Genomic DNA, 14123 nt, shown 5'->3' with positions numbered 1-14123 from the left:
AGGAGCGGTAAAAACATGCCTCTTGCCGAAGTCAACGGAACACGGATTCACTATCGCATCGACGCGACGGCGGGCGACAACGCGCCGTGGCTCGTGCTGTCGAATTCGCTCGGCGCCGATGTCTCGATGTGGACGCCGAACATCGAGGCGTTCGCCGCGCGCTATCGCGTCGTGCGCTACGACACGCGCGGCCACGGTCATTCGGACGTGCCGCCGGGCCCGTACACGATCGATCAGCTGATCGGCGACGTGATCGGCCTGATGGATCATCTGAAAATCGAGCGCGCGAACTACTGCGGCCTGTCGATGGGCGGGCTGACCGGCATCGGGCTGGCGGCGCGTCATCCGGAGCGCTTCTCGCGCGTGGTGTTGTCGAACACCGCCGCGCTGATCGGCTCGGACGCCGTGTGGACGCCGCGCGCCGCGAAAGCGCGCGAGCCGGGCGGCATGCCCGCGCTGACCGACGCCGTGATCGCGCGCTGGTTTACCGCGCCCTTCATCGAGCGTGAGCAGCTCGAACTCGCGAATATCCGCGACGTGTTTCGCCACACCAACGGCGAAGGCTACGCGTCGAACTGCGAGGCGATCCGCGACGCCGACCTGCGCGACGAAGCGAAGACCATCGCATTGCCCGTGCTTGTGATTGCGGGCACGCACGATCTGTCGACGACGGCCGAGCAGGGCCGCGAGCTCGCGGGTTATATCGGCGGCTCGCGCTACGTCGAACTGGACGCGGCGCATCTGTCGAACATCGAAAAGCGCGACGACTACACGCGCGCCGTCCTCGACTTCCTCGGAGAATAAAGATGACCGACGACGAACGTTACGAAGCCGGGATGAAAGTGCGCCGCGCGGTGCTGTCCGACGCGCACGTCGACCGCTCGCTTGCAAACCGCACCGAGCTGACGACCGAATTCCAGAACTTCATCACGCGCTATGCGTGGGGCGAAATCTGGACGCGCGACGGCCTGCCGCGTCACACGCGCAGCCTCATCACGATCGCGATGATGGTCGCGCTCAATCGCAGCGAAGAACTCGCACTGCACTTGCGCGCCGCGAAGAACAACGGCGTCACGCAAGACGAGATCAAGGAAGTGCTGTTGCAAACGGCGGTCTACTGCGGCGTGCCGGCGGCGAATTCGGCGTTCCACCTCGCGCAGAAAATCTTCGACGAAGAGAGCAAGGCGTAGTCGCGACGCGGAACCGATAAAAACCGTCTCCGGGAAACCGGAGACGGTTTTTCGTTTGCGGACTCAGAACGCGTAGAACGGTCCCGGTCCTGCGGGCGTCGGGCGTCCTGCGAGCGCCGTGAACACGCGCCGTCCGTAGAAGAAAGGCAAGCCCCAGTCGAAGAAGCCGCTCGCGGAGCCGGCGAGATTGTCGAAGGCGAAGTGGCCGGTGCCGAACAAGGTCGTCGATTGCGCGATGGTGAAGCTCACCGCGCTCTGCGCGCCGCTCGACGAACGGATCGTCGCGGCGATCGTCGTCGGCGTCGACGGGCAATACCACGCGCCGCACTTCGCGAGCGTCGCCGACGGGAAGAAGACGCCGTTTGATCCGCTATCGATGAAGCTCGAACCGTACTGGCTGCCGCCGAAATCCGTCGTGACGTAGCCGGACAGCGAACTCGCCTTGAGCACCGTGGCCGAGCCGAGCAGATTGTTCGACTGCGAGCCGATGCCGAAGGTCATCGTCCCCGTGACCGCCGATGCGCCGCTATCCGGCACGTCGGGCAGCTCGATCAGCACGCCGTTGTTGTCCGACGCGAAGTTCGCGACCGGATTGGTCACCTGCTGCGCGACCGCCAGCTTGCTCGCGGTGCAGTTGCCCGAGATGCAGCTGTAGTACCAGCGCGGCATCGCCGAGGTCGCGCATCCCGCGCCGCAGTCGGCGGTGAACGGTCCGACGCCGAGGATGCCGTTGCCGCGCAGGCTCGACGCGGAGAGCATCGGCAGGCCGGACTGGCTGCAGTCCTGCGCCGCGTTGCCTGCGGCGGAGTCGGCGATCAGTTGCACGGAAGTCGAGCGCGCGACCTGGCTCGCGAGCCGGATATCGGCCGTGCGGACCGCGCCCCACGTATAGCCTGAGCCGAACACGGCGCATTCCGCGATGATCGCGCTCTGGCTGCCGCCCGCGACGAGCGGCAACGCGATCGACGGACTGAGTGCGGACGCCAGCACTCTCAAGCCGTGCGAGCCGGTATCGACCTGAATGTCGTCGATGGTCTGGCATGTGTCCGTGCCCGGCACGCAGATCGTCACGCTGGTTTGCAGCATGTTGCGCGTGTTGGTCGGCGTGCTGGAAACATGGATGATCTGGACGTTGGGCGTCGTCGATTGCGCGACGGTCGTGCCGGTGGATGGGGACGACGCCGCGCTCGCGGGCGTCGCGGCGCTGGCCGTCTGGGGCGCGCTGGCCTGGTGAGGCGACGCGGCGGCGCTGCCGTTCGAGCCGCCGTCCGAACCTCCGCCGCCGCCGCAGGCGTGAAGCAGAACGCAAGTGCCGAGTGCGGCGATCGAGAGAAGGGCGCGTGGGTTCATGGCGGGCCTCTTACTGAATGTCCGTTGCGCTCACGCCCGGCGGCAGGGCGCTCGCAAGCCATGCGCGGCCGATGAATTCGCGCAGCCGCATGCGATTTTCGACGACGAGATCGCCCGCGGCGACGTGCGCCGCATGCAGGCCCGCATCGCCGACCGACGCGCTCGCGCCTTGCCTGAACGTCTCGAAATGGCTGCCGAGCAGCGTGCGGACGTCCGGCATCGCCGGGCCGCGCCAGGACACCGCGTACACCGTGCCGCTCGAATCGACATACTCACGCACGACGATGCCGTCGGCATCGGTCGTTTCGTGGAATTTCACGAGGCCGCTCTGCGCCTGATGCACGACATCGCCCTGCGATGCGCTCGACGCGCGCCCGGCGGCACCGAGCTGCGCGTGGGCATTAGCCGACGCGCCGATCGCCAGAATGGTCAGGCACGCGGTCGCGTAGTGAGGAATTCTGATTTTTCTCATGACGTTCTCTCCGTTAATTAGGACTCTTCTTATTTTCGAGATGCGATTTTAGGAGGAAGTCAGAAAAAACTGATACACGTCGATGTTTCCGCGCGAAACGGGCGGATGCGCGTAGGAGAAAAAGAAGTCTCTATGAATCAAAAGGTTACGCAGATCGAAAAGCCGAATTGCCGCTTTTCGCGATTGTCATAAATTGTCAATTCGATGCGGAGCGGCTTAAATGGAAGTTTGAGGCGCGCCTTTTGGCTGCGCGTAGTCTGCTTTCGTCATTGAAAGGCAACGTTTAATGGGCGCGCTGCGCAGCCTTGCCGGAAGCCGTCGTGACCTCTTTTTTGTCACGGCGCACGGCGGACCGGTAAAATAACGGGTTGATCCACGGAAGAACGCCCGTGGCGTAGCGGAAGGACTTCTCCAAATGACAGATTTTCGTGTAACGAAGCGGATGGCTGCGCTTTTCGCGGTGGCCGGAATCGTGGCGGGATGTGGCTCGTCCAATCCCAACGCGTTCAACTACAAGAGCGATCAGCGTTCGAAACAGGTGTCTCTCGCCGTGCCGCCGAACCTGCTCGACGAAGCGGCCGATCAGCGTTCATTGCCGCCGCAAGGCGGGCAGGCATCGCTGTCCGATCTGCAGCAGATTCAGAAAGTCGCACCGAACGCGCCCACGGTGGTTCCGCCGGTGTCGGGCATGCGCGTTCAGCGCGACGGCACCGAGCGCTGGCTCGTCGTCGATGGCAAGACGCCCGATCAGGTGTGGCCGCAGGTCCGCCGTTTCTGGCAGGAGCAGGGCTTTCTGCTCGTCGTCGATCAGCGCGACAAGGGCGTGATGGAAACGGACTGGAACGAAACCCATCCGCAGATTTCCGACGGCCTGATCCGCGACACGCTCGCCAAGGCAACCGGCAACTCGTATGTCACGGCCGAGCGCAACAAGTACCGCACGCGTCTCGAAGCGGCGCCGAACGGCGGCACGTATGTGTTCATCAGCCAGAAGGGCATGCGCGAGGCGCTGACCGGCGTGAACAATGACACGAGCCAGTGGCAGGCCCGCCCGAACGATCCCGCGCTCGAGAACGAATACCTCAAGCGCCTGATGTCCTCGCTCTCGCTGGCCGACCAGCGGGCGGCTTCCGGCGGCGCAACGCCGCTCGACGCCCCGGCCGCCGGTGCTGCGGGCGCGCAAGCCGCGAAGGGCGGCGATGCGAAGGCGGCGTCGGTCGCGGCGCAGAACGCCGCGTACGCGGGCAATTCGCCGATCCGCAACGAAGTCGTGCCCGAGGCCGCATCGTCGCAACTGACCTTGCCGGAAGCGTACGACCGCGCGTGGTTGCGCGTGGGCATCGCGCTCGATCGCGCCAACTTCACGGTGGACGACCGCGACCGCAGCAAGGGCGTCTATTACGTGCGCTACGTCGATCCGACGGACAAGTCGTCGGCGGAACAAGGCTTCTGGAGCCAGGTGTTCCACGGCCGCAAGGAAATGAAGGCGAAGCAGTATCAGGTCAACGTGCGCGCCGTCACCGAGCAGCAAACGCGCGTGGCGATCGTCGACGACAAGGGCGAAGTCGATTCGTCGCCGCAAGCTCGCCAGATCATGGCGCTGCTCGCCGACCAGATCAGCTGATCGTTTTCCGCGCCGATCCGCAGAAACCGCCTCCTTCGCGAGGCGGTTTTTTTGCGCCGTCGATGCCGCCGCCGGGCGCGCAAACGATTTTTTCAGCGCGCACGGAAATGCGAGCGACGCGTAAATATTGCGCAGACAATTCTTTCTATCGGGAAATGTGCGCAAAAGCTTATAGAAATGAACGCCCGGACAGTACATTGCATCAGTGGCGTAAATCACCCGCCGGAAGTTCCACGAAGCGCGCGTATCACGCACGTTGTACCTGACAAACAGACGATTGGTTCGCCCCGCGCGAACCCCGATGGCCCCGTCGCCTATCCTCGTAGGGCGACGGTTTTTGCCCGCGTTTCTCTTGGAACGCGGGCTTTTTCTTTGGCTTGCAGATCGGGCGTTTTCGGCGACATGCGCGATGCGCGGTTATGCTCGTGCTTCCATCGTTCAAGTAAGAAAGGAGAAGCTCATGTCGGAAGTTGCCGTCGTCGCGATCTTTGTTGCCAAACCGGGCAAGGAAGAGGAACTGAGGGAAGTGCTGGAAGCGAACGTCGAGCCGACGCGCAAGGAGGCGGGTGCGCTGCAATACGACTTGCACCGCGACCTGAAGGAGCCGCGGCGCTTTATCTTCGTCGAGCGCTGGGAGAGCGAGGCCGCGCTCGCGAAGCACGGCGAAACGGCGCACATCCAGACGTTCCGCGCCAAATCGCCGGACTTGTGCGAGCACGGTGAAGTCCGTGTCGCGAGCAAGATTCTCTGACGGACCGGACAGCGCTTTTAATGCGTTTCTTGCGGGACGTCGAGGATCAGGATGATGGTCCAGTCGGCGTCGCCGTCGTGATGATACTGGCGCTCCGCGACGATGAACGGCTGCTGCTTGCCGGACGGTCCGAGGAACAGCACGTCGCCTTCCATCGGCAGGCATTCGACGGGCGGCAGCGCCAGATACGAGTCCTTGTTCGCGTTGCGCGGCATCAGTTTTTCGATCTTGCGCGATGCCGCTTCGGTCCATTCGATATCGAGCTGGATATTGCTCATGCTGTCGTTCGCACGATGAGTGCGCTCCACGGTTGAATCGTTGAAAAGACGATGCGCAATGTAGCACACGCCGTGCGCGATCCATGCGGCGTGCCAGACGAAAAAACGGCCCGAAGGCCGTTTTCCGTTCGTGCGCGAGACGGCACGAAACGCTCAAATTTCCTCGTACAGCGGCAGCGTCAGAAACTCGGTGAAGTGCGCCGAAGTCGACATTTCCTCGAAGATTTTCGCCGCGCGTTCGTAGGGTTTCGTGTCCGCGCCCGACGCGCTGACCGCCTGCTTCACCTTCTCCAGTTCGTCGATGGTGATCTCGCGCACCATCGATGCCGTGACCTTGCGGCCGTCGTCGAGCTTGCCCTTCGGCGAGCGGATCCATTGCCACACCTGCGAGCGCGAGATTTCGGCGGTCGCGGCGTCTTCCATCAGATTGTGGATCGGCACGCAGCCATTGCCCGCGAGCCACGAACCGAGATAGTGGACGCCGACGTTCACGTTGTTGCGCAAGCCCGCTTCGGTGATCGGCTCTTCCGGACGGAAGTCGAGCAGATCGTGCGCCGTCACCTGCACGTCGGTGCGCTGCTTATCGATCTGGTTGGGCTTGTCGCCGAGCACCTTCACGAACTCTTCCATCGCGACCGGCACGAGGCCCGGATGCGCGACCCAGCCACCGTCGTAGCCGTCAGAGGCGTCGCGCGCCTTGTCGGAGCGCACGCCGCCCATCGCTTTGTCGTTCGCGGCCGGATCGTTCTTGATCGGAATCAGCGCCGACATGCCGCCGATCGCCGGCGCATTGCGTTTGTGGCATGTCTTCAAAAGTTCGAGTGCATAGGCGCGCATGAAGGGCGACGTCATCGTGATCTTCGCGCGGTCGGCGAGGCAGAAGTCCGTGTCGTTCTTGAACTTCTTGATCGCCGAGAAGATGTAATCCCAGCGGCCCGCGTTGAGCCCCGAGCTATGCTCGCGCAGCTCGTACAGGATTTCGTCCATCTCGAACGCGGCGAGAATCGTTTCGACGAGCACCGTCGCGCGAATCGTGCCGCGCGGGATGCCGATGGCCTCCTGCGCCGCGACGAAAATGTCGTTCCACAGACGCGCTTCGAGATGGCTTTCCATCTTCGGCAGATAGAAGTACGGACCGCTGCCGCGCGCGATCAACTCCTTCGCGTTGTGAAACAGGAAGAGCGCGAAATCGAAGATGCCGCCCGACACGCGCTCGCCATCGACGGTGACGTGCTTTTCGTCGAGATGCCAGCCGCGCGGACGCACGATCAGCGTCGCGATCTTGTCGTTGAGCTTGTACGACTTGCCGTTCTGTTCGAGCGAAATCGTACGGCGCACGGCTTCCTTCAGATTGACCTGGCCGACGATCTGGTTGTCCCAGTTCGGCGCATTCGAATCCTCGAAGTCGGTCATGTAGGAATCCGCGCCGGAGTTGAGCGCGTTGATGATCATCTTGCGCTCGACCGGACCGGTGATCTCGACGCGACGGCATTGAAGATCTGCCGGCAGCGGCGCGACCTTCCAGTCGCCTTCGCGGATCGATTTCGTTTCTTCGAGGAAGCTCGGGCGCTCGCCCGCATCGAGACGCTTCGTGCGCTCGACGCGCGCCGCGAGCAATTGCTTGCGGCGCGGCTCGAACTGGCGATGCAGCGACGCGACGAACGCGAGCGCTTCGGGCGTCAGGATGGTCTCGTAGCCGGGCTTGATATCGGCTGAGATGGCCATGCCTTTCGGAAGCGAAAGCGGATTCGATGGATGCGTCATGGTTTTCTCCTTGGTCGGTCAGACGGTTTTGCTGGTGGTTGTGCGTGAAGCGTTGCGCTGCCTGCTTTTCGGCTGCGTGATCCGGCGAGAGTTGGCGACGGCGCGCGTCGCGCCGCCTTCGATGAAAGCGATGAGATCGGCCATGCCGCGGCCGCTGCCGTGCGGCGCGACGCCCAGTTCCTCGGGCGGCAGCGCGGCGCGGTTGATCCAGAAAGTCGTGTAGCCGAACCATGTTGCGCCGGCGACATTCCAGCCGTTGCTCGACGCGAATACGATGTCGCGCGCGCTGGCATCGAAGGCTCGGGTGCCGAGCGCGTAGGCGGCGGGCGCGGGCTGGTAGGCGCGCGCTGCATCGACCGACAGAACGTAATCGAAGAGGCCGCTCATGCCGGCGCTTTTCACGGCGATGTCGAGCATCGGCGGATTGCCGTTCGACAAAATCGCGAGCGGAATGGCGAGGCCGTCGCGCAACGATCTGAGCGCGGGCAGCGTGTCGGGGAACGCGGAAAGGCACGCGTATTCGTCCATCAGGCGCTTCTCGGCGGCGCTCGTGAGCGCATCGGCGAGGTTCAGGCGTGCAGCCGCGTGGCGCAGCGCATCGATCGTGACTGTCCAGAACGGCTCGTAGTGCGCGCCCGACGGATCGGCGAGCGTGCGCAGTTGCGTGTACTCGATCTGCTTGCGGCGCCAGAGCTTCGAGAGTGCGTCGCCGTGGCCGGGAAAGAGCTGCTCGGCCGCCGCGACGACCGAGTGGACGTCGAAAAGCGTGCCGTAAGCGTCGAAGATGACTGCGCGGGGGAGCTTGGACAACTCGCGGGAAAATTCGCTGGACGATGCGTGTGTCGTTATGGCCGACATAGCCTTGCGCTCCGTTTAGAGGTCGGATCGATTGTATTCGTGATCTAAGTGATGGAAAAAGCACCGCAGCATCACTTGATCTTTTACTTTTACTTACCTAATCTGTCGTTCAACACCGATATTGACGACGAACGCGCATGGATCGATTCAAGCAGATAGAAACCTTCGCTTCGGTCGCGGCGAAGGGCAGCCTGTCGGCGGCGGCACAGGCGGAGGGCATCGCGCCGGCCGTCATCGGACGCAGGCTGGATGCGCTCGAAGAGCGGCTCGGCGTGAAGCTGCTCGTGCGTACGACGCGCCGAATCACGCTGACCTTCGAAGGCTCCGCGTTTCTCGAGGACTGCCAGCGCATCATCAACGACATGCAGAACGCGGAGGCGAGCGTGTCGGCGGGCGGCGTGAAGGCGAGCGGGCATTTGCGCGTCTCGGCGCCGGCGGGCTTCGGACGGCGTCACGTCGCGCCGCTCGTGCCGAAGTTCACGACCTTGCATCCGGACGTTTCCGTGAGTCTCGACCTGACCGACCGCATGGTCGATCTCGTCAACGAAGGCTTCGACTGCGCCGTGCGTCTCGGCGAACTGCCGGATTCGTCGCTGGTCTCCTTGAAGCTCGGAGAGAACCGGCGCGTGTGCGTCGCGTCGCCGGAGTATCTGGAAAAACGTGGCGAGCCCGCCGATCTCGCCGCGCTCGCGCATCACAATTGCCTGGCACTCGGCGCGTCGGCGAATCAGCAGCGTGGCTGGGTGTTCGAGCAGGACGGCAAGGTTGTCACGATCAAGGTTTCCGGCACGATGGAATGCTCCGACGGCGCCGTGCTGCACGAATGGTGTCTCGAAGGCCGCGGTCTCGCGTGGCGCTCGTGGTGGGAAGTCGGCGATGACATCGACGCTGGCCGCCTCGTCAGCGTGCTCGATGCGTACGCCGCGCCGCCGATCGGCATTCACGCGGTGTTTCCGCAAAGGCGGCATCTGCCGTTGCGCGTGCGATTGTTTCTCGATTTGCTCAAACATACCTATAACGCGACGGGATATTGGGGTTGACTGCGAGCCGGTGAAAGCTTCGGAATCCTATGCGCGGCGTCGCATCGCCGCGCGGGTACATCGAAATTGCTCTGCGCCGGCGCCCGTTACTACAATGGAATCACGCACCATCAACTGACGGGGGAGGACGCCATGTTCAAACACATCCTCGTGCCGACCGACGGCTCGGAGCTATCGCAAAAGGCCATCGACGGCGCGATCGATCTTGCGCAATCCGTCGGTGCGCGCATCACGGCTTACGCGTGCCTGCCTCAGTATCCGTATTCGCCATTCGCCGATGTCGCCGTCGAGCCGCCCGACGATTTTCACGCCCGCGCCGAGAACGAAGCCCGCGAACATCTGCGCGCGGTCGAGCGCGCCGCGGAAAGCGCCGGCGTGCCCTGCACGAGCGTGACGAGCATCGATGCCGCGCCGTATATCGGCATCATCGAGGCGGCGGAGCAAAACGGTTGCGACGTGATCCTGATGGCGTCGCACGGACGGCGCGGTCTCGGCAGTCTGCTGATCGGCAGCGAAACGCAGCGCGTCCTGACGCATACGAAGATTCCGGTAATCGTGTATCGCTAGCGAGCGGCGTTCCCCGGCGCGTGGCTGCGCGCGCCGGGACGCCGCTTCTTTTCACCACTCTCCCTGATTCGCCTGCTGAAGCCGTATTACGCGACCTTCTTGTCGAAGAACTGCTCGTCTTCGGTCGAGCCGTGCAGAGCGGTCGTCGATGCTTCCTTCTCGACCGTCTGCGTGACCGCGTCGAAGTAGCCGGTGCCCACTTCGCGCTGGTGCTTGACGGCCGTGAAGCCCTTGTCGGCGGCGGCGAATTCGGCCTGCTGCAATTCGACGAACGCGCTCATCTGCGAACGGGCGTAGCCGTGCGCGAGGTTGAACATCGAATAGTTCAGCGCGTGGAAGCCGGCCAGCGTGATGAACTGGAACTTGTAGCCCATCGCGCCCAGTTCGCGCTGAAACTTGGCGATGGTCGCGTCGTCCAGATTCTTCTTCCAGTTGAACGACGGCGAGCAGTTGTACGACAGCATCTTGCCGGGGAATGCCTTGTGGATCGCCTCGGCGAACTTCTTCGCGTATTCGAGATCCGGCTTGCCCGTTTCGCACCAGACGAGATCGGCGTAGGGCGCGTAGGCGAGGCCGCGCGAAACTGCCTGCGCGAGACCCGGCTTCGTGCGGAAGAAGCCTTCCACCGTGCGCTCGCCGGTGAGGAACGGCTTGTCGTTGTCGTCGATGTCGGACGTGACGAGATCGGCGGCTTCGGCGTCCGTGCGGGCGATGAGCACCGTCGGCACGCCGCACACGTCCGCGGCCAGCCGCGCGGCCGACAGCTTCGCCACATTCTCGCGCGTCGGCACGAGCACCTTGCCGCCCATGTGACCGCATTTCTTGACCGACGCCAGTTGGTCCTCGAAGTGCACGCCCGCGGCGCCGGCTTCGATCATCGCCTTCATGAGTTCGAACGCGTTCAGCACGCCGCCGAAACCCGCTTCGGCATCGGCGACGATCGGCGCGAAGTAATCGATATAGCCTTCATCGCCTGGATTCTTGCCTTCCGACCATTGAATCTGATCGGCGCGGGTGAGCGTGTTGTTGATGCGCTTCACGACGAGCGGCACCGAATTCGCCGGATACAGCGACTGGTCGGGATACATTTCACCCGCGACGTTGGCATCTCCCGCCACTTGCCAGCCCGACAGATAGATCGCCTTGAGGCCGGCCTTGACCTGCTGCATCGCCTGATTGCCGGTCAGCGCGCCGAGCGCGTTGACGAACGGCTCGTCGTTGATCGATGCCCACAGCCGTTCGGCGCCGCGTCGCGCGAGCGTGTGCTCCGGCTGCACCGAGCCGCGCAGACGGACGACGTCATCCGCCGAGTAGCCGCGCTTGATGCCCTTCCAGCGCGGATCGGTTTCCCATTGCTGCTGGAGTTGCTGGGCTTGTTGTTGACGTGAGGTCATGGCGAATCTCCCTGAGACTGGACTGATGTTCCTGAATCGCATGAGCGGCGCCGAATCGGCGTTCTGCGTTTGCTCAACTCTTATATAAGAGTGTAGGCTAATGCGATTTTCCGAAACACCTCTCTGGCAGAGAATTCTGGTTTATTTTCCTTGTTCAAAATCAACGAGATACGATCCGAATATCGTATTGCGGAACGACGTTTTCTATCTTGCAACCGCAGGTTTTGTGCCGCGCAGCACGGCTTTTGCGACGCAAAAGAGCATTGCGCATGGTGAAATATGCCGACGGGGCGAAAAAAAACCGATGCACGAGGCATCGGTTTTTCTTTTCGCAACGGGAAGCGGTATCAGGAACCGCTTCCCGCAAGCAGCTTAGCTGCCGCGGCGCGGGGCGCGCGGGCCGTCGTTACGGCGTGCGCTGTAGCCGTCGCGCGAGCCGTAGCCGCCTTCGCGATTGCCACCGCGATAGCCGCCGTCGCTGTTGCCGCCACGGTAGCCGCCATCGCTGTTGCCGCCGCGATAACCGCCGCCATCGCGATAACCGCCTTCGCGAGAACCTGCATTCGACTTGTTGCCATAACCGCCGGCGTTGCCCGGACCGTAACCACGGCCACTGCTGCTGCCGCCGCCATTGCCACCGAAGCGACGGCCACCGCCGTTACCGCCCGGACGGCCACGGCCGCCGCCGAAACCACCCTTCGGCGGCGCCTTGCGCGGTTCGAAGCCTGCGACGACGTTCACCGGCAGCGGCGCGCGCACGAAACGCTCGATGCGCTTCAACGCGCCCATTTCGGCGTAGTGCACGAGGCTCACCGCCGTGCCGCTGCGGCCAGCACGGCCGGTACGGCCGATACGGTGCACGTAGTCTTCCGCGAACTTCGGCAGGTCATAGTTGAAGACGTGCGTGATACCCGGAATGTCGATGCCGCGCGCGGCGACGTCGGTCGCGACCAGCACGCGCACGCGGCGCTCGCGCAGCGCGCGGATCGTCCGGTTGCGCGCGCCTTGCGGCAGATCGCCGTGCAGCGCGGCGGACTCGAAGCCCGCGTCGGCGAGACGGTTGGCGATGAGATCCGCGTCGCTCTTCGTCGCCGTGAATACGATCGCCTGATCCAGGCCTTCGCCGCGCAGCAGATGATCGAGCAAGCGGTCCTTGTGATCGCGGTCATCGACGTAATGCACGGTCTGCGCGATGTTGCTCTTCGCTTCGAGCTTCTGGACGATCTCGATGCGCTCCGGATCCTTCAGCAGCCGGCCGGTCAGCGACGTGATCTTGCTATCGATGGTCGCCGAGAAGAGCAGCGTCTGACGCGAGGCGGGCGTCGCGTCGACGATCGTCTCGATGTCTTCGATGAAGCCCATGTCGAGCATGCGATCGGCTTCGTCGAGCACGAGCATGTTGAGTTCCGACAGGTCGATGCGGCCGCGTTCCAGATGGTCGATCAGGCGGCCCGGCGTCGCGACGAGAATCTCAGGGTTCTTCGCGAGGAGCATGAGCTGCTGGCCGTACGCGACACCGCCCAGAATGCTGACGGTGCGCAGGCGGCGCAGATGCTTGCCGTACGTGGTCGCGGCGGTGGAAACCTGCATCGCGAGTTCGCGCGTCGGCGTGAGCACGAGCAGCTTCGGGCGCGCGATCGGCTGCGGACGGCGGCCACGCGCTGCGTTCGGGTCGCGCGGCGCGCGCGGCTGTTGCGCTTCCAGCTTTTGCAGTTGCGCGAATTTTTCGATGGCGGGCAGCATGAACGCGGCCGTCTTGCCCGAACCGGTCGGGCTGGAGACGAGCAGATCGCGGCCGGCGAGCGCGGCGGGAATCGCGCGCTGCTGCACGGGCGTCGGGGATTCGTAGCCCGCAGCGGTCAGCGCGGACACGATATCGGCGGAAAGGCCGAGCGATTCGAAAGTGGGGCCGGCGGGCTTGTCGGCGGGTGCGTCGGTGGCCGGGGTATCGGCCGAGGGGGTGATGCCAATGTTTGCTGCGAGATTGTCCAACGGGCTAGCGGTGAAGCTCGAAGTCATGTCGATCCTTGAAACGAGGAATAAGGCGTCGGCGCCAATCGGCATACCCAGGTCGTTGGATTCAGCGAGCGAAGAAACAGCGAGCAAATCGAAAAACGTAGGCTACTCGCACGAACGTGCGGCGAGTATCTTTGTTAGAAGCTGTATCGGATACGGCAGGCTCGATCGTTCCGAAGCGAACGACGGGCGCTGACGTCAGCCTGATGCATGACGGGCCGAGAAACGTGCTGCGCGCAAATGCGACGCAAAGGCCTGGCAGGAAGGGGACAGTTTCTAAACTGGATTGGAGCGAAACGCTACGAAGCGCCTTGCTGCGTGGGACTTGCCGGAAGGCTCGCCACCCGCAATCGAGCGCTGACCGCTAGTATATCGGAATTTGCTGCACTGCGCCACATTTTGACGCATCGCCGCGCCATCTTCGGGCATCGGACGGCGCGGCCGGTCCGCTGGAACTGGCCGACGCCGGCCGGAACCTCAGGCCGCCTCGCCCCGCTTGAGCGATTCGACGAGTTCGACGTAGCGTGCCTTGGCGTCGTCGGCGGGCGTGCCTTGCAGCGCGGCCCACGCTTCGTATTTGTATTTGCCGGCGATATCCGTGAAGCCCGGCTTTTCGCCTTGCACGTCGCCGATGCTCGCCTGCTTGAAAAGCGCATAAAGCCGCAACAGCGTGAGATTGCCGGGACGCTCGGGCAGTTGAGTGACGTCGGACTGGGCTTGGGCGAATTGCTGATCGATGTCGGTCATGCGTTCTCCGTTGTTATCGAGATGGACCGGACGATCTTAGCAAGCGAGACGCGCGAGCCCGGTCGAGGCTTT

Annotated in this window: 14 protein-coding genes; 6 read left to right on the top strand and 8 right to left on the bottom strand. The window is 63.6% G+C overall.

All coding sequences use genetic code 11. The annotated features are described in order from the left end of the window. Positions 1-15 precede the first annotated feature (15 nt). Together pcaD and pcaC are read left to right on the top strand one after the other, a co-directional pair. Positions 16-804 carry a 3-oxoadipate enol-lactonase gene (gene pcaD, locus BG60_RS16220; RefSeq protein ID WP_034472027.1) on the top strand — a complete coding sequence of 263 codons (789 nt, stop codon included), beginning with the start codon at positions 16-18 and terminating at the stop codon, positions 802-804. Positions 805-806: 2 nt separating this feature from the next. Beyond that, positions 807-1190, top strand: coding sequence for a 4-carboxymuconolactone decarboxylase (gene pcaC, locus BG60_RS16215; protein ID WP_008350165.1), 384 nt, complete (start codon positions 807-809; stop codon positions 1188-1190). 63 nt (positions 1191-1253) lie between these two features. Here the strand turns inward: pcaC and BG60_RS16210 are convergent, their stop codons facing one another. Beyond that, positions 1254-2540 (bottom strand): DUF3443 domain-containing protein, encoded by a 1287-nt coding sequence (locus tag BG60_RS16210; RefSeq protein ID WP_034472026.1) that lies wholly within the window; start codon positions 2538-2540, stop codon positions 1254-1256. Positions 2541-2550: 10 nt separating this feature from the next. Next, entirely contained in the window at positions 2551-3012 is a 462-nt protein-coding gene (locus BG60_RS16205; RefSeq protein WP_008350161.1) for a DUF2844 domain-containing protein, read from the bottom strand. A gap of 415 nt (positions 3013-3427) precedes the next feature. Between BG60_RS16205 and bamC the strand changes: the two genes are divergently transcribed. Beyond that, the gene (gene bamC / locus BG60_RS16200; protein ID WP_034472024.1) at positions 3428-4636 is read left to right on the top strand and encodes an outer membrane protein assembly factor BamC; all 1209 of its coding nucleotides are present in this window, start codon (positions 3428-3430) and stop codon (positions 4634-4636) included. Between the two features lie 460 nt (positions 4637-5096). Further along, positions 5097-5387 (top strand): putative quinol monooxygenase, encoded by a 291-nt coding sequence (locus tag BG60_RS16195; RefSeq protein WP_008350158.1) that lies wholly within the window; start codon positions 5097-5099, stop codon positions 5385-5387. A gap of 17 nt (positions 5388-5404) precedes the next feature. Here the strand turns inward: BG60_RS16195 and BG60_RS16190 are convergent, their stop codons facing one another. The 3 genes from BG60_RS16190 to BG60_RS16180 all read right to left on the bottom strand — a co-directional run bounded on the left by BG60_RS16190 (position 5405) and on the right by BG60_RS16180 (position 8287). After that, entirely contained in the window at positions 5405-5665 is a 261-nt protein-coding gene (locus BG60_RS16190; protein WP_008350156.1) for a hypothetical protein, read from the bottom strand. 153 nt (positions 5666-5818) lie between these two features. Continuing rightward, positions 5819-7429: a malate synthase A gene (aceB, locus tag BG60_RS16185; protein WP_034472023.1), complete on the bottom strand. Its 1611-nt coding sequence runs from the start codon at positions 7427-7429 to the stop codon at positions 5819-5821. Between the two features lie 18 nt (positions 7430-7447). Beyond that, positions 7448-8287 (bottom strand): haloacid dehalogenase type II, encoded by an 840-nt coding sequence (locus tag BG60_RS16180; protein ID WP_051996521.1) that lies wholly within the window; start codon positions 8285-8287, stop codon positions 7448-7450. 137 nt (positions 8288-8424) lie between these two features. On the opposite strand from BG60_RS16180, the gene BG60_RS16175 reads away from it, so the two are divergent. Both BG60_RS16175 and BG60_RS16170 read left to right on the top strand, forming a co-directional pair. After that, positions 8425-9327 (top strand): LysR family transcriptional regulator, encoded by a 903-nt coding sequence (locus BG60_RS16175; protein WP_034472020.1) that lies wholly within the window; start codon positions 8425-8427, stop codon positions 9325-9327. A 132-nt stretch (positions 9328-9459) separates the two neighbouring features. After that, a complete protein-coding gene (locus tag BG60_RS16170; protein ID WP_008350148.1) occupies positions 9460-9894 on the top strand; it encodes a universal stress protein in 435 nt (144 codons plus the stop codon). 86 nt (positions 9895-9980) lie between these two features. On the opposite strand, the gene aceA is transcribed toward BG60_RS16170, so the two are convergent. The 3 genes from aceA to BG60_RS16155 all read right to left on the bottom strand — a co-directional run bounded on the left by aceA (position 9981) and on the right by BG60_RS16155 (position 14051). Then, on the bottom strand, positions 9981-11288 hold the full coding sequence (gene aceA, locus BG60_RS16165) for an isocitrate lyase (RefSeq protein ID WP_034472017.1): 1308 nt from the start codon (positions 11286-11288) through the stop codon (positions 9981-9983). Positions 11289-11660: 372 nt separating this feature from the next. Continuing rightward, positions 11661-13307: a DEAD/DEAH box helicase gene (locus BG60_RS16160; RefSeq protein WP_034472015.1), complete on the bottom strand. Its 1647-nt coding sequence runs from the start codon at positions 13305-13307 to the stop codon at positions 11661-11663. Positions 13308-13781: 474 nt separating this feature from the next. Further along, positions 13782-14051 (bottom strand): acyl-CoA-binding protein, encoded by a 270-nt coding sequence (locus BG60_RS16155; RefSeq protein WP_008350142.1) that lies wholly within the window; start codon positions 14049-14051, stop codon positions 13782-13784. Positions 14052-14123: the final 72 nt, after the last annotated feature.

The sequence above is a fragment of the Caballeronia zhejiangensis genome, assembly GCF_000698575.1.
In the GTDB taxonomy this organism is placed as follows: domain Bacteria; phylum Pseudomonadota; class Gammaproteobacteria; order Burkholderiales; family Burkholderiaceae; genus Caballeronia; species Caballeronia zhejiangensis.
The sequence above is the reverse complement of the archived record's forward strand: the minus strand, read 5'-3'. Positions and strand labels throughout refer to the sequence as shown.

What these genes read in the sequence shown, in the direction of transcription:
- BG60_RS16205 (WP_008350161.1), bottom strand. Translation starts at nt 3,012, where the DNA reads ATGAGAAAAATCAGAATTCCTCACTACGCGACCGCGTGCCTGACCATT.
- BG60_RS16155 (WP_008350142.1), bottom strand. Translation starts at nt 14,051, where the DNA reads ATGACCGACATCGATCAGCAATTCGCCCAAGCCCAGTCCGACGTCACT.
- BG60_RS16190 (WP_008350156.1), bottom strand. Translation starts at nt 5,665, where the DNA reads ATGAGCAATATCCAGCTCGATATCGAATGGACCGAAGCGGCATCGCGC.
- bamC (WP_034472024.1), top strand. Translation starts at nt 3,428, where the DNA reads ATGACAGATTTTCGTGTAACGAAGCGGATGGCTGCGCTTTTCGCGGTG.
- aceA (WP_034472017.1), bottom strand. Translation starts at nt 11,288, where the DNA reads ATGACCTCACGTCAACAACAAGCCCAGCAACTCCAGCAGCAATGGGAA.
- BG60_RS16175 (WP_034472020.1), top strand. Translation starts at nt 8,425, where the DNA reads ATGGATCGATTCAAGCAGATAGAAACCTTCGCTTCGGTCGCGGCGAAG.
- pcaC (WP_008350165.1), top strand. Translation starts at nt 807, where the DNA reads ATGACCGACGACGAACGTTACGAAGCCGGGATGAAAGTGCGCCGCGCG.
- BG60_RS16195 (WP_008350158.1), top strand. Translation starts at nt 5,097, where the DNA reads ATGTCGGAAGTTGCCGTCGTCGCGATCTTTGTTGCCAAACCGGGCAAG.
- aceB (WP_034472023.1), bottom strand. Translation starts at nt 7,429, where the DNA reads ATGACGCATCCATCGAATCCGCTTTCGCTTCCGAAAGGCATGGCCATC.
- BG60_RS16160 (WP_034472015.1), bottom strand. Translation starts at nt 13,307, where the DNA reads ATGACTTCGAGCTTCACCGCTAGCCCGTTGGACAATCTCGCAGCAAAC.
- BG60_RS16170 (WP_008350148.1), top strand. Translation starts at nt 9,460, where the DNA reads ATGTTCAAACACATCCTCGTGCCGACCGACGGCTCGGAGCTATCGCAA.
- BG60_RS16180 (WP_051996521.1), bottom strand. Translation starts at nt 8,287, where the DNA reads ATGTCGGCCATAACGACACACGCATCGTCCAGCGAATTTTCCCGCGAG.
- BG60_RS16210 (WP_034472026.1), bottom strand. Translation starts at nt 2,540, where the DNA reads ATGAACCCACGCGCCCTTCTCTCGATCGCCGCACTCGGCACTTGCGTT.
- pcaD (WP_034472027.1), top strand. Translation starts at nt 16, where the DNA reads ATGCCTCTTGCCGAAGTCAACGGAACACGGATTCACTATCGCATCGAC.